Genomic DNA, 20238 nt, shown 5'->3' on the forward strand with positions numbered 1-20238 from the left:
GACGCCAGGGCTGGAAGTGGTCGCTCACCCAGACGCTGTCCAGACCGACCTCCTCGGCCAAGACACCGAACTCGAGGAGGTCCCGGGGGCCGAACTGCTCAGCAGAGGCCTTATAGCCGATCTTGAGAGTCATATCAGTAAACTATATCGAGCCCCGAGGCGCCCAGCCCGCACGCGCCGGTCCGGGGCGCCACGTTCGCACGCCTACCGGGACCAGACGATCCGAACCGAGTCCAGTCCGGAGCTCCGGCCCAGCTCGCGGATGTCGGCGTCGTCGGCCAGCCGATACTCCGGGATGCGCTGATGCCATTCCTCGAGGGCGATCCGCCACTCCAGACGCGCCAGATGGGATCCCAGGCAGCGGTGGGGTCCCGCGCCGAAGCCGATGTGGTTGTTCGGCCGGCGGTCGAAGTCCACCTCGTACGGATCCTCGAAGGCGGTCGCGTCGCGGGTCGCCGACCTGATCGGCAGCTGGACCATCGAGCCCTTGGCGATCGGACAGCCGGCGACCTCGATGTCCTTGGTGACCTTGCGGGCCGGGATCGTGAAGGCGTACGCCCGCAGGATCTCCTCGATCGCGGCCGGGATCGCCGTCGGCTCCTCGACGATCCGGCTCCGCGCCCCGGGATTCGCCGCGAGGTGATAGATCGAGTACCCGATGGCCGCCGCCACAGTGTCGAGGCCGGCCATGAACATGAACTGACAGTAGGAGAGCAGCTCCTCCTCCGAGACCGGTCGACCGTCGAACTCGAAGGCGATCGCCTGGGAGATCAGATCCTCCTGCGGCGCGACCCGTCGCTCGGCGATCACCCCGCGGAAGTAGTCCCGTACCGAGGCCATGCCCGCCATCCGGTTGGCCAGAACCTCCTCGGGCGTGGCTCCGCGCGAGTGCAGGATGGCGGACTCCCACTCCATGAACTGCTCCAGGTGATCGACCGGGAGACCCATGAGCTCGAGGAAGATGCTGGTCGGGAACTGGAAGGCGAAGTCGGCCATGACGTCACACGAGCCGCGGTCCTTGATCCCGTCGATCAACTCGATCGCGCGGGCCCGGATCTTGTCCGTCAGCTCGCGCACGGCCTTCGGCGAGAAATAGGGTCCGAGCTGGCGTCGCCACTGCATGTGGTCCTCGCCCCCGAGCATGTGCGGGATCCACAGGTACGACGGATCCGGCTCGAGCACCGTGACGGCATCGGTCGAGAACGTCTCCGGGTCCTGATACGCGGCGAGGATGTCCTCGTAGCGCGTGAAGACGTAGTAGCCCTTCCCGAAGGTGTTCTTGACGACGGGCGCCTCCTCGCGGAGGGAGTCGAAGAAGTCGCTCCACTCGCCGATCGGGCGGCGATCGTGGGGCGAGTAGGTCAGTACCGGGCAACCGGTCGTGTCGGCATCAGTGCTCATCTCGTGCTCCTGGTCGGTAGTGGTTCGGTTTCACATCGCATCTGCTCTGGCACGCGAGGCGACGAGGGCGTCCCACGAGTGGATCTTGACCTGCGGCCGCCCGAGCAGCTCGCCCAGGCGTCGTTCGCGGGCCGTGATCGCGTTCCAGTCCGCCACGTCCAGGAAGTTGAGCCGCCGCGCCAGCAGCACGGGCTCGATCCCGGTCGGAGGCGTACGGCGGGCGGCGAGCAGCTCGCCCCGGTCGGCGAAGATGGCGGCCGCGGTCTGCTCGGCATCGGCCCGGTTCGTGCCGAGGACGCCGACCGGACCGCGTTTGACCCAGCCGACGACGTACTCGCCGACCTGGGGCCGGCCGTCGCGCTGGACGCGGTGGTCGAGGTGCGGCACCGTCAGCCGGTCGACGTCGAAGGGGACGCCGGGAATGGGGCGCGACCGGTAGCCCACTGCGCGGAGCACCAGGTCGGCCGCGATCTCGGCTCCCGGGCCGGCGTCGCCGGCGCTGCGGGTGACCACGCGACCCGAGGAGCCGTCGACGACGATCGCCGCCGGGGAGGTGTTGAAGTGCAGGTGCACCCTGCGGGCGCCACGCGGCTCACGGGTCGACCACTCCCGGAGGATCGCGAGGTTCCGGCGGGCGATCGCGGTGATCCCCTCGGGGTCCGCCGCGGGGAGCGACGCCGGGTCGACCAGCACGTCCACTCCGGGCAGTCCGCCGAGCTCGTGGAGCGGCTTGGTGCTGAACTTGATGTGCTCCGGACCGCGTCGCACCAGCAGGTGCACGTCGGTCACGGCAGAACGCTCGAAGGCGTCGAGGACGTGCATCGGGACGTCGGTCGCATACAGCTCCCTCGGATCCTTGACCAGCATCCGCGCGACGTCGATGGCCACGTTGCCGGCCCCGACGAGGACGACGCTGCGGACCTCGGAGAGGTCGAACCGCCGGGCCTCGGGATGCGCGTTGTACCACTGGACGAAGGCCGTAGCGGAGGTGCTGATCGGGAGGTCCTCGCCCGGGATCCCGAGGGAGCGGTCGGCGTCGGCGCCGGTGGCGTAGACCACGGCGTCGTACTGCGCGCGCAGCTCCTCGACGGAGACGTCGGAGCCGACGGCGACCTGGCAGTAGAGGTTCACCTGGGGACGTTCGACGACCTCCTGGAACGCGTTCGCCGCGCTCTTGATCGTCGGATGGTCCGGGGCCACGCCGTAGCGCAGCAGGCCGAAGGGGACCGGGAGGCGCTCGAGGAGGTCGACCTCGACCAGCGCGGGCGGGTCGAAGGTCAGGGCATCGGCGACATAGAGCCCGGAGGGGCCCGCGCCGACGACGGCCACCCGGAGGGGGCGGTCCACCGGGGCGGCTCCTGATGCCTGGTGCGCGGTCATCGCAGGGTGATCGCGCGCTCCGGACAGGCCGCGGCACCGTCGCGGGCGGCCGCCTCGCGGTCGGACGGGACGTCGAACTCCTCCCGCAACGCGTAGCCACTGTCATCGATCTGGAACAGATCGGAGTCGATGTCGAAGCACCGGGCGTGGCCCGAGCACTTCGTCATGTCGATCAGCGCTTTCAACTCTCGTTTCCCTTCGGTAGGCCACGCGTCTCGGCGTGCTCGGATGTTCCTCCATGGCGCGGAGGCAGCGGCCCGTACCTGCGGGCCCCGCCGAGCCGGCCCAGCTCGGCGAAGACGAGCTCCTGCCGTTCCATGGCACCGGCGTGCTCCTCCGCGAGCTCGGACTCGTAGGAGATCGCCTCATAGGGACAGGCGACCTCGCAGGCACCGCAGTCGATGCACTCGTGCGGGTTGATGAACAGCTGCTGCTCGCCCTCGTAAATGCAGTCCACCGGGCATTCCCTCACGCACGACCGGTCGACGTGGCCGATGCACGTCTCCGTGATGACGTACGTCATCAGACCCTCCCTACGTGAAGTCTCAAGTTCAAAAAGTAAACTTATTCAATTATATCCTAGGTAGCGCGGTCATGGTCGGCCAGAGAATCAGCGATTCGTGCGACCGAGATCGATGGGAAGCTGGATGCCGGTGACATGGCGGGCCTCGTCGGAGGCGATCCACGCGACCGCCGCGGCGATGTCCTCCGGCTCGCTCACAGGGTCGGGGAGGGCCCCGAGGTAGAGCAGGCCGTAGCTCTGGTCGCCATCCAGCCACTCCCGCACGCCGGGCTTGAGGTCGGTGTTCACCCCGTGCGGATGCACCGAGTTGACCCGGATGCGATGCGGCGCGAGCTCGTTGGCCAGTGTCTTGGCCAGGCCCGTGACGCCGTGCTTCGCAGCGACGTAGTCGGCGAGCAGGGGCAGGCCGCGGAGGCCGGCGACGGAGCTGGTGAAGACGATCGCTCCTCCCGTTCCCTGCTCGATCATCGTGGGGATGGCGGCCTTCGCCGCGTTGAAGGCACCGGTGAGGTTGATCCCGATCGTCGCGTCCCAGTGGGCCTGGTCGATCTCCCAGGCCGGAGCCGCCGTCGTCATCCCGGCGTTGGAGACGACGACGTCGAGCCGCCCGAACTGCTCGACCCCCTCCAGGAGGATGCCCTTGAGCGAGTCGAAGTCGCGAACGTCGGCAACCCCGGCATGTGCCCGTCGGCCCTCCTTCTCCACCAGGCGGGCCGTGGTCGCCAAGTCCTCCTCGGTCGGTCCGGGGTAGACGCAGGTCGGCAGGTCGGCGCAGATGTCGACCATGATCACGTCGGCCCCCTCGGCGGCGAACCGGACGGCCTCGGCCCTGCCCTGACCGCGGGCGGCACCGGTGATGAAGACGACCTTGTTCTCGAACCGCCGGGCGATCGGTCGGTCCGGGATCGCTGCGGCGGGGACGGTGGTGGCCAAGGGAGCTCCTGTGATGGTGGTAGGGGTGGCGGATCGGGGATCAGGCGTGGAGGCGGGCGGCGACCATGCCCCCGTCGACCCTCAGATCGCAGCCGGTGATGTAGCCGGCTTGGTCGGAGGTCAGGAAGTCGATGGCCGCCGCCATGTCGACCGGTGAGCCGAATCGCCGCATCGGGGTGAACTCGGCGGCTCGCACCGCGAGGGGGTTGAACTCGATCTCCTTGTGGATCATCGGCGTCACCACGGTCCCCGGCGAGATGGTCACGATGCGCGCGCCCTTCGCCGCCCACGGACCGACCCTGCACTCGACCAGTCGGTTCACCCCCCGCTTGGACGCCCCGTAGACCCGGGTCGTGAACGACTGCTCGGTCTTGAGCGGGTCGAGCTCACGCAGGAGCGGCTCCAGCCGGTCGCCGAGCTCGTCGGGGTATGGGTCGGCCAGGATCGCGTCGACCTCCGGCGTGGTGGCGAGGGTGTGAGCGGCCGAGGACGAGACCGCGACGAGCACGGTGCCGGCCCGGGCCTCGGGAAGGAAGGCGTCGAGCAGGTAGGCGGTGCCGCGCAGGTTGACGTCGAGGATCGAGCGCCAGTCCGCGATCGCGGGCGAGACGCCTGCGGTGTGGACCACGGCTCCGATCGGCCCGACGGCGGCCGCCGAGGTGGCAAGGCCGATCAGGCTGGCCGGATCCGTGACGTCGGTCGTGGTCGCGAGGGCGACGTCGTACCCCTCGGCGACCAGAGACTCGTGCAGCGACGCGATCTGCTCGGCGCGTCGCGCGGCGATGACCAGGCGATAGCGCAGGCCGAGCCGCCGGGCCGTGGCCTGGCCGACGCCGCCCCCCGCTCCCGTGATCACGGCCACGGGCTTCGTGTGCGTTCCGACGACGTCGAGTCTCATGACGCCCTCCACGCGACCGAACGGGTCTCGAGGAGCTGCTCGAATCCCTCGATGCCGTTCTGCCTGCCGATGCCGCTCTCCCCGAAGCCGCCGTACGGCATGTCGGCGCCGTAGTAGGTGCCGCCGTTGATCCCCAGGGCGCCCGTGCGGATCTGGCGTGCCACCGCGGTGGCGCGGGCGAGGTCCCCCGAGGCGATCGCCCCCGAGAGTCCGTACGGGCTGTCGTTGGCGATCCGGATGGCGTCGGCGTCGTCCTCGAAGGGGATCACGACCAGGACCGGCCCGAAGATCTCCTCCCGCGCGATCGTCATCGAGTTGTCGACATCGACGAACAGGGTCGGCTCGACGAACCAGCCCTTCTCGAGGTGGGGAGGTCGTCGCCCTCCGACCGCGAGGGTGGCACCCTCCTCGACCCCCGTGGCGACATAGCCCAGGACGCGCTCGTGCTGGCGCCTGCTGATCACCGGACCCATCAGGTGGGCGGGGTCCTGAGGGTCGCCGTAGGAGACCCCCCGCATCGCGGCGGTGATCAGCTCGACACCCTCCGCGTAGCGCGATCGGGGCAGCAGGAGCCTGGTCCGCATCGCGCACCCTTGTCCTGCGTGCATGCACATCCCCGCTGCCGCCGGCACGACCGTGCCGAAGTCCGCGTCGTCGAGCACGATCGAGGCCGACTTGCCACCGAGCTCGAGGAAGACCCGTTTCAGTGTCTGCGCGCCCTTCTCCATGATCCGCTTCCCCGTCGCGGTCGAGCCGACGAACGCGATCATGTCGACCAGCGGGGACAGGGTGAGCTCCTCGCCGACGAGGTGGTCCGAGGAGGTGACGATGTTGACGACACCCGGGGGGATGTCGGTCTTCTCGGCCAGGAGCCGCCCGAAGCGGGTCGCGCTCCAGGGCGTGTCCGGCGCGGGCTTCAGCACCATCGTGTTGCCGGTGGCGAGCACCTGCCCGATCTTGTTCACGATGATCTCGAAGGGATAGTTCCACGGCGTGATCACCCCCACCACCCCGATCGGCTCCTTCCACACCATCCGGCGGTTGTGCACGCCGAAGGCGTGACTGTCGCCCATGTCCCGTTCCCACTCGAACTCGTCGATCATCCGGGCCGGCCACAGCAGACCGTCCTCCAGCGGGGCGTCGAGCTGGGCGGTGTGCGTGACCGCGCGGGGCGCGCCGACCTCGGCGATGAGCTCCTCACGGACCTCCTCGAGGTCGTCGGCGATCGCCGCGTGCAGCTGCTCGAGGACACGACGACGCAGCGCCCGGTTCCACCGCCAGTCGGTGTGGTCGAACGCCTCCCGGGCAGCCCGGATCGCGCGCTGCATCTCTGCCGTGGACGCGTCGGCGACCTGGCCCAACACCTCCTCCGTCGCAGGATTGACGTTGTCGAACGTGCGGCCGTCGTCCGCGTCGATGAGCTTGCCGTCGACCAGCATCCGGGTCTCGGGGATGAACTTCATGGCCGTCATCGCTACCTCGCCTGCTGTGAGAGTGAGCCGGACTTGAGGAGGGAGCCGGCATCGATTCGAAGATTGACCCCGGTCACGGTCCGGGCATCGTCGGAGGCCAGCCAGAGCACGGCCTCGCTGACATCACGGGGTTCCACGTAGGGAACGGGCAGAGCGTGGTACGCCGTGAACGACACCCGTACGTCGTCGACGGTCGGCTGCGCGACATCGGGCCGGAAGACGCGGTAGAGGTCGTCGTTGTGGAGCAGGTTGGTGTTCACGTTGGTCGGGTGGATCGCGTTGACGCGGACCGAGCTCGGAGCGAGCTGCATCGCGAGCGTCTCGGTGTAGCCGACGAGGAATCGCTTCGCCATCCCGTAGCCGACCCCGCCGGGTCCGAGCGCGGGATTGTCGACCGATCCCGGCATCAGCCCGGCCGTCGAGCCGGTGATGACGATCGCGGATCCCTCGGTCAGGTGGGGGACGGTGACCGCAACGGTGTTCAGCACGCCGATGAGGTCGACGTCGAGCGCGTCGATGAAGGACTGCACCGAGGTCGGCGTCTTCAGCGGAAGGATGCCGGCGTTGGCGACGACGACGTCGAGACGGCCGAACTCCTCGAGTGCCCCGGCGACCACTGCCTCGAGCTGGTCACGCACACGGACGTCGGCCTTCGTGGCGCGGATCGTGCCGCCGACAGCGGTGACCTGGGCGACGGTGTCGGCGAGGTCGTCCTCCGAGCCCATCGCGTAGCGGACCGTCTCGATCTGCTCGAGGATGTCGACGGCGATGACCGTGGCGCCCTCTTCGGCGAACCTGACGCTGTGGCTCTTGCCCTGCCCGCGCGCCGCACCGGTCACCAGCACGACCTTGCCCTCGAACCGCCGTGTCATGGGGTGCCGCTCCGCTCTGTCGTCTCGTCACAGCCCGGTCCGCGCGAGAGACGCACTATCACGCGCGGATCGAGATACAATCCTTACAGATAGTGTATTAGGTCACATGATTGGTCAAGGCCCAGCGAACAAGGTCCCGTCGATCCGGCTGACGGACTTCCTCCGCGGCGTTCCCTCAGGGTCGACCCGCGTCTGTGCGATCCGTCGACGACCTCCTGGAGCCACGCGGGCTTGCACGCCGTCGGCGCCCCGCGGCGCCGAGACCCGTGCCCGGCCCGGATCAGTCGTCGAGCCCGGCGTCCTCGGAGGCCCGCTTGGCGGACTCGCGGAGCTCGAAGAGCTCGGTCGCGAGCCCGCCCACCGACCCGGCGACGTCCTTCACCGCATGGGTGACGATGCCCGTCACCTCGCCGACCATGTCGGCGAAGGCGACGACGGCGCTCTGCAGCGTGTCCTTGCGGATCTCGGCACGGCTCAGACGGGGTTCGGGCACTCGGCCAGTCTCCCTCACCACGATGCTCGCGGCCAGTCAGGCCGCGAGGGAGTCCCGCTGCTCGGCCGGCTGCTCCGACGTCGTACGACGGCGGCCCGGACGCGAGGGCAGGGCCAGCTTGGCGATCTTGCCGAAGACGCTGCCGAGCTGCTTGTGCAGGGGGCCGGTGTTGTAGGGCAGGCCGTAGCGCTCGCAGATCTCGCGGATCTCCGCGGCGATCTCCGGGTAGCGCCGCGCGGGCAGGTCGGGGAAGAGGTGGTGCTCGATCTGGTGCGACAGGTTGCCGCTCATCACGTGGAAGAGACGGCCGCCGGTGATGTTGGCCGAGCCGAGGACCTGGCGGTAGTACCAGTGGCCGCGCGACTCCACGCCGTTCTCGTCCTCGCACTCCTCGATCGTGAACGTGGCGACGCCGGTCGGGAAGTGGCCGCAGAAGATGATGTTGAAGGCCCAGATGTTGCGGACGATGTTGGCCGTCGCGTTCCCCGCGAGCGTGAGCGGGAAGAGCGGGCCGGTCAGCGCCGGGAACAGCAGGTAGTCCTTGGTGATCTGCCGCCGCATCTTCTTCACGATCCGGTGCGCGATGTCCTTGTTCTGCGCCCACGTACGACGACCGGCGAAGAGCTCGTCGACCTCGAGGTCGTGCAGCGCGACGCCCCACTCGAAGAACGTCATCAGCAGGAACGCGTAGACCGGGTTGCCGAGGTAGTAGGGGCGCCACTCCTGCTCCTCGTCCATCCGCAGGATGCCGTAGCCGATGTCGCGGTCCTTGCCGAGGATGTTGGTGAAGGTGTGGTGCAGGTAGTTGTGGCCGTGCTTCCAGTTGTCGCCGGGCGCCATGGTGTCCCAGTCGAACATCCGGGAGTTGAACTGCGGGTCGCCGGCCCAGTCGTACTGGCCGTGCATGACGTTGTGGCCGATCTCCATGTTGTCGAGGATCTTCGACAGGCTGAGCGACGCGACGGCGAGCGGCCAGGCGGGCGGGACGTAGAACATCGCGCGGCCGGCGACCTCGAGGCCGCGCTGCCACTTGACCACCTTGCGGAGGTAGTCGAGGTCTTTCTCGCCGAGGTCGGCGATGACGCGGGCGCGGATGGCGTCGAGCTCCTCGCCCAGGGCGGTGAGCTGCTCGGGGGTGAGCTGGGGGGTGGTCGGGGAGGTCATGATGGTCCTTTCAGAGGTCTCAGAGGTCGAGGGTGCAGTCGCCGTCGGCGGAGCTCACGCAGATGCGGATCTCCTCGTCGGGCAGGGAGGAGGTCTCGCCGGTGAGGACGTTGCGGACGGTGCCCTCCTTCTTCGTGGCGACGCAGGAGAAGCAGATGCCCATCCGGCAGCCGGTCTGCGGGCGCAGGCCCGCCGCCTCGGCCTGGTCGAGGAGCGTGGAGCCGTCGTTCTCGGTCGTCGCGGCGCTGCGGGCGAACGTCAGGGTCCCGCCGGCCACACCGCTGGACGTGGGCGGGTGGAAGTACTCCACCGCGAGCGAGTCGCTGCCGTCGTACGCGCCCTGGACGGCCTCGATGAGGGCCGCCGGGCCGCAGGCCCAGGTCGGGATGTCGGCGAAGCCGGGGACCATCCGCTCCAGCAGAGCGGGCGAGAGGTAGGGGTCGCCCTGGCCGGGGTAGAGCCGGTGCACCCGCAGGCCGTTGCCGGAATGCGCCGCGAGCTCGAGCTCCTCGGCGAAGATCTGGTGCTCGGGCGTGTGGGCGAAGTGGATGAAGTCGATCCGGCCGCGGTGGGTGCGCAGCTGCAGCGAGCGGAGCATCGCCATCACCGGGGTGATGCCGGAGCCGCCGGAGATGAGCACGATGTGCTCGGGCACGCGGGCCGGGAGGGTGAAGTCGCCCTCGGCCTGGGAGAGGTGCACGATCGCGCCGAGCGCGCCGGGGCCGGTGAGGAACTGCGACACGCTCCGGTCGTTCTGCGACGTGTCGTTGGCGCGGATGGTGAGCTGGAAGCGCTCGCCCGGGCGGGACGAGTGGCTGGAGATCGTGAACACCCGCGTCGTGCGGCGCGCGCCCGGCAGCTCCACGCCGACGCTGACGTGCTGGCCGGGGAGGTGCCCCTGCCAGGTCGAGGTGGGCTGGAGGGTGAGGGTGACCACCGGCGCCGATCCGGCGACCGCGGTCTCGACCGAGCGGTCGACGACCCGGGCACGGACCTCGTGGGCGACCCACATCGGGTTCACGTGGGTCAGGTAGTGGTCCACCGAGTGCGGAGTGGTGAGAGCGGCGACGGTGCGTGAGCGCAGGACCCGGCCGGCGAGATCCGCCATGGCGAGGGGCATGGTCGCTCCTTTCGAAGAGGGCTCGGAGTGAAGATCGAGGAGATCGGACTGTTTCAGTTAACAACCGTTCACTGAAACGATGACAGACGGCACAAGTCACGGTCAACAGTGATCCGTGCAACAGTGCACATCTGTGCACTATCCTTCTTCCTCGTGAGCGAGGGGACCGATCCGTCCCTCGGTGGCAGTCGCGCCGAGGGGAAGGAGCGCACGCGCCGAGCGATCCTCGACGCCACCCTCGAGCTCACCGACGGTCTCCCCCTCGCGGCGGTCTCGCTGCGCCAGATCGCGAAGGCCGTCGGCATCGTCCCCACGGCGTTCTACCGCCACTTCGCGACCATGGAGGATCTCGGCCTCACCCTCGTCGACGAGTCGTTCGTGACCCTGCGCGCCATGCTCCGGGAGGTCCGGCGGCCGGAGGGGGACCCGGCCGGTGTCATCGAGATGGCCGACCGGTCGGTGCGCATCCTCGCCGAGCACGTCGCCGCCCATCGCCGGCACTTCGCCTTCATCGCCCGGGAGCGGGCCTCCTCCCCGGGCCCGGTCCGCGACGCGATCCGGCACGAGATCGACCTCTGCGAGCTGGAGCTGGCCGCCGACCTGGCCCGCATCCCCGGTCCGCAGTCATGGAGCAACGACGACCTGCGCGCGCTCTCGGGCCTCATTGTCGCGATGATGGTGACGACCGCCGAGGAGCTCATCGCCGCGCGCCCCGAGCAGGTCGGCGCCCTCACCGAGGTCGCACGCCGCCAGCTCCGGATGATCGTCGTCGGCGCCATCCACTGGAACCCGTAGCAGCACGTAGATTGGTGGGCATGTGCCGCAACATCCGCCCGCTCAACAACTTCGAGCCGCCGGCGACCTCGGACGAGGTGACCGCTGCGGCGCTGCAGTACGTCCGCAAGGTGGCCGGCACCACCAAGCCGTCGGCCGCCAACCAGGCCGCCTTCGACCGGGCGGTCGCCGAGATCGCGCATGTCACCGAGCACCTGCTCGAGGATCTCGTCACCACCGCTCCCCCCAAGAACCGCGAGGAGGAGGCGGCCAAGGCGCGTGCCCGCGCGGCGGTCCGCTACGCCCGCTGAGCGGGCCCCTCCCATGACCGCGTACGACGACGCGCTGGCGCTCCTCACCGGCCGGCCCCTCGTCGTCCTCACCGGAGCGGGGCTCTCCACCGACTCCGGTATCCCGGACTACCGCGGCCCGGGATCGGTGAACCGCGCCCCGATGACCTACGGCGAGTTCGTCGCGGCCGGGGAGGCCGGCGTACGCAACCGCCGGCGCTACTGGGCCCGGAGCCACCTCGGCTGGACGCGCATGGGGACCGCGCTGCCCAATGCGGGCCACCGCGCGCTGGCGCGGATCGACCCCGAGCTGCTCATCACGCAGAACGTCGACGGCCTGCACGAGGCGGCCGGCAGCCGCCGCGTCGTCGCGCTGCACGGCCACGTCTCGGAGGTGATCTGCCTCGGCTGCCGCACGATCACCGACCGCGCCCTCGTCCAGGAGTGGCTGGAGGCGCTCAACCCCGGCTGGGCCGAGCGGCACCGGTGGATCGCGTCGCTCCCCGACGGCGACGTCGCCCTGGAGGAGACCGACGACTTCGTCGTACCGCCGTGCCCGCGCTGCGACGGCGACCTGAAGCCGCACGTGGTCTTCTTCGGCGAGTCCGCGGACCGCGGCGACGTGGCGGAGTGCTTCGCGGCTGTCGACGCCCTGGCGCTGCCGCAGCGGGAGGGCGCCCTGCTCGTGGCCGGATCCAGCCTGACGGTGATGAGCGGCCTGCGGTTCGTCCGCCGAGCCGCCAAGGCCGGGGTGCCGGTCGTCATCGTCAACCGGGGAGCGACGCGCGGCGACGAGCTCGCCACCCGGATCGTCGACACGGGGACGAGCGAGTTCCTCGGCGACCTCGCCGAGGCACGTGCGACGACGCGGGGATCAGTGGCCCTGACGCATCCGGACGTCGTCGCGTAGCGGCACGACCTCGAGATCGGTGTCGGGATCGCGGACCAACGGCCTCACGTGGGCCGGCCGAGCGTCACGACCTCGCGTCACAGCTTCCGGACGAAGATGTGATCGGCGGCCTCGGGAATGATCTCGGCGGCCTCGCCGCCGGCGCCGACGAGGACGCCCTCGGACGTCGCGACCACGGTCACGGTCTGGTCCGGCAAGGCCCCGACGCGACGCAGGGCGCTCATCAGCACCTCGTCCTTCTGCATCTCCTCGGAGATGCGGCGGACCAGCACCGTGCCCTTGTCGCGTCCGGCGGCGCGCGACAGCGGCTCGACGCCGTCCATGAAGCTCTCGGTCGGCGTCTCGGAGCCGAGCTCGTCCAGCCCGGGGATCGGGTTGCCGTACGGCGACTCGGTGGGGTTGCCGAGCAGCTCGATCAGCCGCTTCTCCACCGTCTCGCTCATGACGTGCTCCCAGCGGCACGCCTCCTCGTGCACCAGCTCCCACTCGAGGCCGATGACGTCGGTGAGGAGCCGCTCGGCGAGGCGGTGCTTGCGCATCACGCGCGTGGCCAGCCGATAGCCCTCGTCGGTCAGCTCGAGGTGACGGTCGCCCTCGACGGTGAGCAGGCCGTCGCGCTCCATCCGGGCGACGGTCTGGCTGACGGTCGGGCCGGACTGGTGCAACCGCTCGGCGATCCGCGCGCGAAGCGGGACGATGCCCTCCTCGACCAGCTCGTAGATGGTCCGCAGATACATCTCGGTGGTGTCGATGAGGTCGCTCACGTGTCCATTCTAGGGTGAGGACGTGAGCGAGATCGACGTGCCGCCGGGGTCGCGCCCCTGGTGGCGCAACGCGGTGGTCTACCAGGTCTATCCCCGGAGCTTCGCCGACTCCGACGGAGACGGCATGGGGGACCTCCCCGGCATCGCCTCGCGCCTGCGTCATGTGGCGGATCTGGGCGCCGACGCGATCTGGCTCTCGCCCTTCTTCCGCTCCCCCCAGCACGATGCCGGGTACGACGTCTCCGACTACACCGACGTCGATCCCCTGTTCGGCACGCTGGCCGACGCCGACGCCCTGATCGCCCGCGCGCACGAGCTCGGACTGCGGGTGATCGTCGACCTCGTGCCCAACCACACCTCCAGCGACCACCCCTGGTTCCGGGCCGCGCTCGCCTCCCCGCCGGGCTCCCCCGAGCGAGCCCGCTACCTCTTCCGTCCCGTGGATCCCGACGACTGCATGCCCAACAACTGGCTCTCGGTCTTCGGCGGCCCGGCGTGGGCCCAGCATCCCGACGACCCGTACGCCGAGTGGTACCTCCACCTCTTCGACGCCTCCCAACCCGACCTGGACTGGCACGATCCCCAGGTGGCCGCGATGTTCGAGGACGTGCTGCGGTTCTGGCTCGACCGCGGCGTGGACGGCTTCCGGGTCGACGTGGCGCACGGCCTGGTGAAGGCCGACGGGCTGCCCGACCAGGTGATGCCCGACGGCGGACCGCAGACCACCGAGCCGTCGGAGCTGGTCGCGCGCGGGATCACCGAGGCACCGATGTGGGACCAGCCGGGCGTGCACGAGATCTACCGGCGCTGGCGCACGATCCTCGACTCCTATCCCGGGGAGCGGATGATGGTCGCCGAGGCGATGCCGCTGACGGCCGAGGGGATGGCCCGCTACGTCCGCGCCGACGAGTTCCAGCAGACCTTCAACTTCGCCTTCCAGTGGGCCTCGTGGGACGCGGGCGAGTTCGCCGAGGTCATCCGGACGACGATGGCGGCGCTCGAGCTGATCGGCTCGCCACCCACCTGGGTGCTCGACAACCACGACCAGCCTCGTCATGTCACGCGGTACGGCGGCGGCGCGGTCGGACTGGCCCGGGCGCGAGCGGCCACACTGCTGATGCTGGCGCTCCCGGGGTCGGCGTACCTCTATCAGGGCGAGGAGCTCGGCCTGCCGCAGGCCGAGGTTCCGGAGGCCCTGCGCCAGGACCCGCGGAAGGAGGCCCCGCGCGACGGCTGCCGTGTCCCGCTCCCCTGGAGCGGCGAGACGCCGCCGTTCGGGTTCGGGCCGGAGGGCTCGACGCCGTGGCTGCCCCAGCCGGCCGACTGGGCGCCGCTGACGGTCGAGGCCCAGAGCGCCGACCCGGCGTCCACGCTCGCGCTCTACCGCGCCGCGCTCGCCGCCCGCCGCTCGCTCTCCGGGGACACCGTCGACCTCCTCGACGCGCCGCCCGGCGTGGTGATGGTGCGCCGTGGCGACGTCGTCGTCGCCCTGAACGCCGGCGAGGAGGACGTCCCTCTCCCTCCGGGGGACATCCTCCTCACGAGCGCCCCGCTCAGCGGCACGCTCGCGCCCAACACATCGGTCTGGCTGCGCGTCGGCTGAGCCCCCTCCGCCGAGTAGGGGCTTTCCTCACGTCGAGTAGGGGCTTTCCTCATCCCGAGTAGGGGCTTTCCTCACGTCGAGTAGGGCTGAGGCTCAGCCCCACTCGTGGTGAGCGGAGGCCCCACTCGCGGTGAGCGGAAGCCCCACTCGCGGTGAGGGGAGGCCCCATTCGGCGGAGGGGAGGCCCCAGTCGTCAGTTGAGCGAGTCGTTGTAGCGGCGCAGTCGGGCGGCGAGGTCGTCCAGTTCGGCGACGGTCCAGTCGGCGAGGCGCTCGTCGGTGATCTTGCGGAACTCCGTGTCGACCTGCGAGAGCCGCAGCCGGGCGTCGTCGGTGAGGTCGACCAGGCTGGCCCGACCGTCGGCGGGGTCCGGGGAGCGGGTCACGAGCCCGAGCTCCTCGAGGTGCTGCAGCTGCCGCGAGAGGGCGCCCTTGTCGATCCTGAAGGCCTCGACCATCGCCGACGCCCGTGCCGGGCCCTGCCCCCCCAGCCAGCCGAGCAGCAGGTAGGACAGGCCCTGCAGGTCGGGGTGCACCGCGTTCGCGCGCTCGCCGATGACGCGCCGCACGCGGCGCACCAGCGAGCTGATCTCGGTCTCCACCGCCCGCAGTCCCTCCCCGCGGGTGGTCATCGCCGGCCGCCCACCTCGAGCTCGGCAGCCACGTCGATGGCCAGCTCGGGAGACTCCAGAGAGTCCAGCGTGGTGCGCAAGCGGGTCTCCTTGATGAACGAGACAGCGAGGAGGGCAAGCACAGCACACGGGACCGCGAAGAGGAAGATCTGCCCCGTCGCCGTACCGAAGGCGCTCTCGAAGACGTTCGCGAGCGCGGCCGGGAGGGCCGAGATGTCGGGCACGCTGGTGCCGTCGCCGAGGGCCTTCGCCTGGTCGGCGGTGATCTGGCCGCCCTGGACGAGCGCGGTCACGCCGTCGGTCACGTGCACCGAGACGCGGTGGCTCAGCACGGCGCCGAGGGCGCTGACGCCGATCGCTCCGCCCATGGTCCGGAAGAACGCGACCACCGACGAGGCAGCACCGATGTTGGCCTGGTCGACGTTGTTCTGCACCGAGAGGATGAGGTTCTGCTGGGTGGCGCCGAGGCCCATGCCGAGCACGAACATGAAGACGCCGACGAGCACCAGCGAGGTCTCGCCGTCGATCGTGCCGAGCAGCGCCGAGCCGACGACGATGGCGGCCATCCCGCCGACCAGCCAGACCTTCCAGCGACCCGTGGTGGAGATCAGGCGGCCGGAGACGATCGAGGTGCCCATGAGGCCGGCGACCATCGCGAGGCTCATCAGGCCGGCGTGCGTGGGGCTCATGCCGCGCGAGCTCTGGAAGTACTCCGAGAGGAAGGTCGTCCCGCTGAGCAGCACGACGCCGACGAAGATCGCGGAGATCGTCGCGAGGGCGATCGTGCGGTCCTTGAAGAGCTCCAGCGGGATGATCGGCTCGGCCGCGACCTTGGCCTCGACGTAGACGGCGGCGGCCAGCGCGACCAGCCCGCCGATGACGAGGTACGCCGTCGTGGCACTCCACCACGCGAACTGACTGCCCGCGAGCGAGACCCAGACGAGGAGCAGGCTGACCCCGCCCATGATGAGCACCGAGCCGAGGTAGTCGATCCTGACCGGACGCCTCACGGTCGGCAGGTGGAGCTTGGCCTGCAGGATGGCGATCGACACGATCGCGAACGGCAGGCCGACGTAGAAGCAGCCGCGCCAGCCGAGGGCCGAGTCGACGATCAGGCCGCCGACCAGCGGGCCGAGCAGCGTGGCGAGGCCGAAGGACGCGCCGATGTAGCCCGAGTAGCGGCCGCGCTCGCGCGGGCTCACCATCGAGCCGATGATGATCTGGATGAGCGCCATCACGCCGCCGACGCCGACACCGGTGATCACTCGCGCCCCGATCAGCCACGACATGGACTGGGCGAGACCCGCGAGGGCCGACCCGCTCACGTACACGACGAGGGCGACCTGGATGAGCAGCTTCTTGCTGAACAGGTCGGCGAGCTTGCCCCAGATCGGGGTGGTGGCGGTCATGGCGAGCATGGTCGCGACGAGGACCCAGGTGTAGCCGGTCTGGGTGCCGTGGAGGTCGGACACGATGCGCGGGAGCGCGTTGGTGACGACGGTGCTGGAGAGGATCGCCACGAACATCGCGACGAGAAGTCCGGAGAGGGCCTCGAGGATCTCCTTGTGAGACATGGGGGCGGGAGAAGTTTGTTGCATAGGTCAACTATAGGACGCCTTCGGGCGAAACTGTGAATCGTGGAACCGATCGGTGAACCAGCGACGTCATAGGGGCATGGAGCAGCAGGACGAGGCGGCGTACTCCGCGTTCGTCGACGCCAACTGGCGCTCGATGGTCCGCGCCGCCGTCTTCCTCGGGGCCCGCCCGGCCGACGCCGAGGACGTCGCGCAGGCGGCCCTCATCCGGTGCTACGCCGGCTGGGCGAAGGTGACCGGCGCCGACAACCGCGACGCCTACGTCTACCGGATGCTGCTCAACTGCCTGCGCGACCAGCAGCGCACCGCCTGGTGGCGGCTGCGGGCGCCGGCGCCGGCCGAGCACCACCTCGACCACGCCGTGAGCGTCGGCGACGCCAGCGAGCGGGTCGGCCTCGCGGACGCCGTGCATCGGGCGCTCGGCGGGCTCAGCTCGGCCCAGCGCGACGTGGTGGTGCTGCGCTACTTCGTCCAGCTCACCGAGGCCCAGACCGCTGCCACCCTCGGGATCTCCCCCGGCACGGTCAAGAGCCGGCTCTCCCGCTCGCTCGCCCGGCTGTCGGCCGACCGGCACATCCTCGACCTCGCGCCCGACCGTGCGGCCGGCCGCACGTCCGAGCGCACGTCCGACCGCCCATCCGACCGCACAGGAGGCATGCCATGACCGACCTGGAACGCCTGTGGGACGACTACCCCGTCGATCCGCCCGCCACCGCGACGATCGTGCGTGAGGCCAGGCTGGCCGCGGCGACCGGCCGTCGCCGGCTGCTCACCCGCCCGCTGGCGTTCGGCGGCGGCGTGGCCGCCCTGGTCGGGGCGTTCGTCGCCGGGACGCTCGTCGCCTCGCCGTCGGGCCAGGTCGCCTCCCCAGGCACGCCCGGCGGCACGGCGGCCGGATCCGACGCGTCCCCGGTCGCGTTCGTCCAGGGCCTCCACGCCGAGGACGACTGCGACGCGCTGCTGGCGTCCTACCAGGAGCGGGCGCTCGGGTCGGTGACCGCCTGGGGCTGGGGCGGTGGCATGTTCGCCTACGACAGCGGCGTCACCCACGGCTCGGCCGCCTCCACCGAGAGGGCACCCCTGGCGAGCGCCTCCAGCGCCCAGGGAGCCGCGCCCGTCGATGGCGTGACGGCCTCGGAGACCGGGACCAACGTCCAGGAGGAGGGCGTCGACGAGCCCGACACCGTCAAGTCCGACGGGAGCGTGCTGGTCCGCGTGCGGCGTACGGCGCTGGAGGTGTACGACGTCACCGGCGCCGTCGTGAGGAGGACCGCGACGCTGACTCTGCCCCGGATGAGCGACGCCCGGCTGCTGCTCAGCGGCACGACCGTCGTGGCGATCGGCACCGACACCACCTCGGCCGAGCGCGCCGGCACGCGGGTCCTCACCGTCTCGATCGCCGACCCGGCCACGCCGGTCGTCACCCACACTGTCACCTACGGCGCCGGCGAGGTCGACGCCCGGCAGCACGACGACGTGATCCGGCTCGTGCTCTCGACCGGCCTGCCGGACCTCGACTTCGTCGAGCCGGGCAGCGAGTGGGGCCAGAAGACGGCTCTCGAGCACAACCGCCAGGTGGTGCGGGACTCGACCATCGAGGACTGGCTCCCGGCGTACGACGACGGCTCGGGCTCCCGGCAGCTGCTGGACTGCGACGCGGTGGCCGTGCCGGACGACGACCTGCCGGTGGACACGGTCGCCGTCACGGGCTTCACCGCCGACGATCCGACCGACCTGTCGAGCGTCGGGATCGCCGCCGCGACCTCGACCACCTACGAGAGCAGCGACCGGCTCTACCTCGCCGACGGCGGAGGCTGGGGCTGGGGCTGCGCGACCTGCGACTACTACGCCCCGTCGGCGACGGACGGCACGACCCGGCTCTACGCCTTCGCCCTCGACGGCATCTCGGCCACGCACATCGCCTCGGGCGAGGTCGACGGCTACCTGAAGGACCGCTGGTCGATGGACGCGGTCGGCGACACGCTGCGACTGGCGCTCGGGCCGAGCTCGCAGACGCGGCAGGCCAACTCGGTCGTGACGCTCGAGGTCGACGGGCACGAGCTCACCCGGATCGGACGGCTGACCGGGATCGGGCCGGGCGAGGACATCCAAGCGGTCCGCTGGTTCGACGACCTCGCACTGCTGGTGACCTACCGCGAGACCGACCCGCTCTTCGCGATCGACCTCACCGACCCCGCCAGCCCGACCGAGCTGTCGTCGCTCAAGGCACTCGGCTACTCGACGTACCTCCACCCGCTCGACTCCGGGCGGATCCTCGGCGTCGGCGTCACCGGCATCCTCCACCGGGCTAAGGCGACGCTCTTCGACGTGAGCGACCTCGGCCATGTCCGGTCGCTGGACGTCGTGCGGTTCGAGCGCGGCACCTCCGCGATCGTCAACGAGGAGCCGAAGGCGTTCACCTGGCTGCCCGAGCGCCGGACCGCGCTGACGGTGATCGAGCGGCGCGGGGTCGACTACGTCGCCGTCATATCCGTCGGGGACACGACGCTGACCGAGCGCACCGTCGAGGTCGCCGAGGGAGACGCGTCCGGGATCCGGACGATCGGCCTCCCGGACGGCCGGGTCGCGCTCGTCACCGACGACGAGGTCCGCTTCCTCGACCTCTGACCGTCCCCCGCCCGTCTTCCCACTCCCGCCGGGACGTTCCGGCCCACTCGCGCCGGCCGCACGGGCCGGGACGTCCCCGGCAGGTGAGGTCTCGGGAGAGTCGAGGGTCAGGCGGCCCAGTCGACGCGCCACAGCTGGAACCGGCCCGACAGCCCCTTCAGCTCGGTCAGCTCGCGGGCGACGAAGGACACGGGAGTGGACGCGGTGCCCGAGACGACCGCCTTGACCTCGTCGGTGACGAGGATCTCGCCGCCCTCCGCCTGGGCGGCGACGCGGGCGGCGAGGGCGACGTTGCGGCCGAAGTAGTCGCCCTCGTGCGAAACCACCTGGCCGGCGTGCAGGCCCATCCGGACCCGCAGTCCCGCCCGGCGCAGGCGGCCGCGTCCCCGGGCGAGGCGACGCTGGACCGCGATCGCCGCCTCGACCGCCGAGGACGGGTCGCCGAAGACGACCATGTAGCCGTCGCCCTGGTTCTTCACGATGTGGCCGCCCCGGCGCTCGACCTCCCCTCGCACGAGGGCGCCGTGTGCGCGGAGCAGCCGCAGCCACGCCTCGTCGCCGAGCTCCTCGTTGAGCGCCGTCGAGCCCTCGATGTCGGAGAAGACGACGGTCACGAGGCCCTCGGGGCCTGCGTACTCCTCGATCTCGGGCCGTTCCGCGTCGATCCAGCGATTGAGCTCCTCCATCGAGGAGTTGAGCAGCTGGTTGAAGCCACCGCTGCGCAGCAGGCCGGCCGTGCCCCGGACGGCGCGCGCCGCCTGCCGGGCGACCCGCAGCGTCCTGCCGC

The 20238-nt window shown here is 70.5% G+C and carries 21 protein-coding genes and 1 pseudogene; 6 read left to right on the forward strand and 16 right to left on the reverse strand.

All coding sequences use genetic code 11. From position 1 onward, the window contains the following. The 12 genes and pseudogenes from QM572_RS18665 to QM572_RS18720 all read right to left on the reverse strand — a co-directional run. Window positions 1-133: pseudogene (locus QM572_RS18665) on the reverse strand (F420-dependent glucose-6-phosphate dehydrogenase); the annotation flags it as partial. A gap of 71 nt (window positions 134-204) precedes the next feature. After that, window positions 205-1401: a cytochrome P450 gene (locus tag QM572_RS18670; protein WP_415095482.1), complete on the reverse strand. Its 1197-nt coding sequence runs from the start codon at window positions 1399-1401 to the stop codon at window positions 205-207. A 30-nt stretch (window positions 1402-1431) separates the two neighbouring features. Continuing rightward, on the reverse strand, window positions 1432-2748 hold the full coding sequence (locus QM572_RS18675; protein ID WP_415095483.1) for an FAD-dependent oxidoreductase: 1317 nt from the start codon (window positions 2746-2748) through the stop codon (window positions 1432-1434). A 29-nt stretch (window positions 2749-2777) separates the two neighbouring features. After that, complete coding sequence (locus QM572_RS18680; protein WP_415095484.1) at window positions 2778-2966, reverse strand: ferredoxin; 189 nt, start codon at window positions 2964-2966, stop codon at window positions 2778-2780. After that, window positions 2963-3304 (reverse strand): indolepyruvate ferredoxin oxidoreductase subunit alpha, encoded by a 342-nt coding sequence (locus QM572_RS18685; protein WP_415095485.1) that lies wholly within the window; start codon window positions 3302-3304, stop codon window positions 2963-2965. The genes QM572_RS18680 and QM572_RS18685 overlap by 4 nt, the downstream gene beginning before the upstream one ends. An 87-nt stretch (window positions 3305-3391) precedes the next feature. Continuing rightward, window positions 3392-4237, reverse strand: a complete 846-nt coding sequence (locus QM572_RS18690) for a mycofactocin-coupled SDR family oxidoreductase (RefSeq protein WP_415095486.1) — start codon at window positions 4235-4237, stop codon at window positions 3392-3394. Between the two features lie 40 nt (window positions 4238-4277). Further along, window positions 4278-5135 carry an SDR family oxidoreductase gene (locus tag QM572_RS18695; RefSeq protein WP_415095487.1) on the reverse strand — a complete coding sequence of 286 codons (858 nt, stop codon included), beginning with the start codon at window positions 5133-5135 and terminating at the stop codon, window positions 4278-4280. After that, entirely contained in the window at window positions 5132-6607 is a 1476-nt protein-coding gene (locus tag QM572_RS18700; protein WP_415095488.1) for an aldehyde dehydrogenase family protein, read from the reverse strand. Before QM572_RS18700 ends, QM572_RS18695 begins: the two co-directional genes overlap by 4 nt. A gap of 2 nt (window positions 6608-6609) precedes the next feature. Then, window positions 6610-7479, reverse strand: coding sequence for a mycofactocin-coupled SDR family oxidoreductase (locus QM572_RS18705; RefSeq protein ID WP_415095489.1), 870 nt, complete (start codon window positions 7477-7479; stop codon window positions 6610-6612). Window positions 7480-7759: 280 nt separating this feature from the next. Next, window positions 7760-7972 carry a hypothetical protein gene (locus tag QM572_RS18710; protein ID WP_415095490.1) on the reverse strand — a complete coding sequence of 71 codons (213 nt, stop codon included), beginning with the start codon at window positions 7970-7972 and terminating at the stop codon, window positions 7760-7762. A 36-nt stretch (window positions 7973-8008) separates the two neighbouring features. Next, a complete protein-coding gene (locus tag QM572_RS18715; protein WP_415095491.1) occupies window positions 8009-9136 on the reverse strand; it encodes a fatty acid desaturase family protein in 1128 nt (375 codons plus the stop codon). Window positions 9137-9155: 19 nt separating this feature from the next. Beyond that, window positions 9156-10256 carry a flavin reductase family protein gene (locus QM572_RS18720; protein WP_415095492.1) on the reverse strand — a complete coding sequence of 367 codons (1101 nt, stop codon included), beginning with the start codon at window positions 10254-10256 and terminating at the stop codon, window positions 9156-9158. Window positions 10257-10409: 153 nt separating this feature from the next. Between QM572_RS18720 and QM572_RS18725 the strand changes: the two genes are divergently transcribed. The 3 genes from QM572_RS18725 to QM572_RS18735 are packed head-to-tail and all read left to right on the forward strand — an operon-like array spanning window position 10410 to window position 12230. Next, a complete protein-coding gene (locus tag QM572_RS18725) occupies window positions 10410-11051 on the forward strand; it encodes a TetR family transcriptional regulator (protein ID WP_415095493.1) in 642 nt (213 codons plus the stop codon). Window positions 11052-11071: 20 nt separating this feature from the next. Beyond that, window positions 11072-11341: a DUF2277 domain-containing protein gene (locus QM572_RS18730; protein ID WP_415095494.1), complete on the forward strand. Its 270-nt coding sequence runs from the start codon at window positions 11072-11074 to the stop codon at window positions 11339-11341. Between the two features lie 13 nt (window positions 11342-11354). Further along, entirely contained in the window at window positions 11355-12230 is an 876-nt protein-coding gene (locus QM572_RS18735) for a Sir2 family NAD-dependent protein deacetylase (RefSeq protein ID WP_415095495.1), read from the forward strand. A gap of 77 nt (window positions 12231-12307) precedes the next feature. Here the strand turns inward: QM572_RS18735 and QM572_RS18740 are convergent, their stop codons facing one another. Then, complete coding sequence (locus tag QM572_RS18740) at window positions 12308-12994, reverse strand: metal-dependent transcriptional regulator (RefSeq protein WP_415095496.1); 687 nt, start codon at window positions 12992-12994, stop codon at window positions 12308-12310. Between the two features lie 22 nt (window positions 12995-13016). Between QM572_RS18740 and QM572_RS18745 the strand changes: the two genes are divergently transcribed. Next, on the forward strand, window positions 13017-14597 hold the full coding sequence (locus QM572_RS18745; RefSeq protein WP_415095497.1) for a glycoside hydrolase family 13 protein: 1581 nt from the start codon (window positions 13017-13019) through the stop codon (window positions 14595-14597). Between the two features lie 193 nt (window positions 14598-14790). Here QM572_RS18745 and QM572_RS18750 read toward each other — a convergent pair whose 3' ends face one another. Continuing rightward, entirely contained in the window at window positions 14791-15228 is a 438-nt protein-coding gene (locus tag QM572_RS18750; RefSeq protein ID WP_415095498.1) for a MarR family winged helix-turn-helix transcriptional regulator, read from the reverse strand. Next, the gene (locus tag QM572_RS18755) at window positions 15225-16802 is read right to left on the reverse strand and encodes an MFS transporter (protein WP_415095499.1); all 1578 of its coding nucleotides are present in this window, start codon (window positions 16800-16802) and stop codon (window positions 15225-15227) included. Before QM572_RS18755 ends, QM572_RS18750 begins: the two co-directional genes overlap by 4 nt. Before the next feature lie 100 nt (window positions 16803-16902). Between QM572_RS18755 and QM572_RS18760 the strand changes: the two genes are divergently transcribed. Next, entirely contained in the window at window positions 16903-17487 is a 585-nt protein-coding gene (locus tag QM572_RS18760) for a SigE family RNA polymerase sigma factor (RefSeq protein WP_415095500.1), read from the forward strand. Then, entirely contained in the window at window positions 17484-19451 is a 1968-nt protein-coding gene (locus QM572_RS18765; RefSeq protein ID WP_415095501.1) for a beta-propeller domain-containing protein, read from the forward strand. The genes QM572_RS18760 and QM572_RS18765 overlap by 4 nt, the downstream gene beginning before the upstream one ends. A gap of 107 nt (window positions 19452-19558) precedes the next feature. On the opposite strand, the gene QM572_RS18770 is transcribed toward QM572_RS18765, so the two are convergent. Next, the coding region (locus QM572_RS18770; RefSeq protein ID WP_415095502.1) for an adenylate/guanylate cyclase domain-containing protein at window positions 19559-20238 on the reverse strand (680 nt) is incomplete at its 5' end.

Source organism: Nocardioides sp., assembly GCF_047607365.1.
Classification (GTDB): Bacteria; Actinomycetota; Actinomycetes; order Propionibacteriales; family Nocardioidaceae; genus Nocardioides.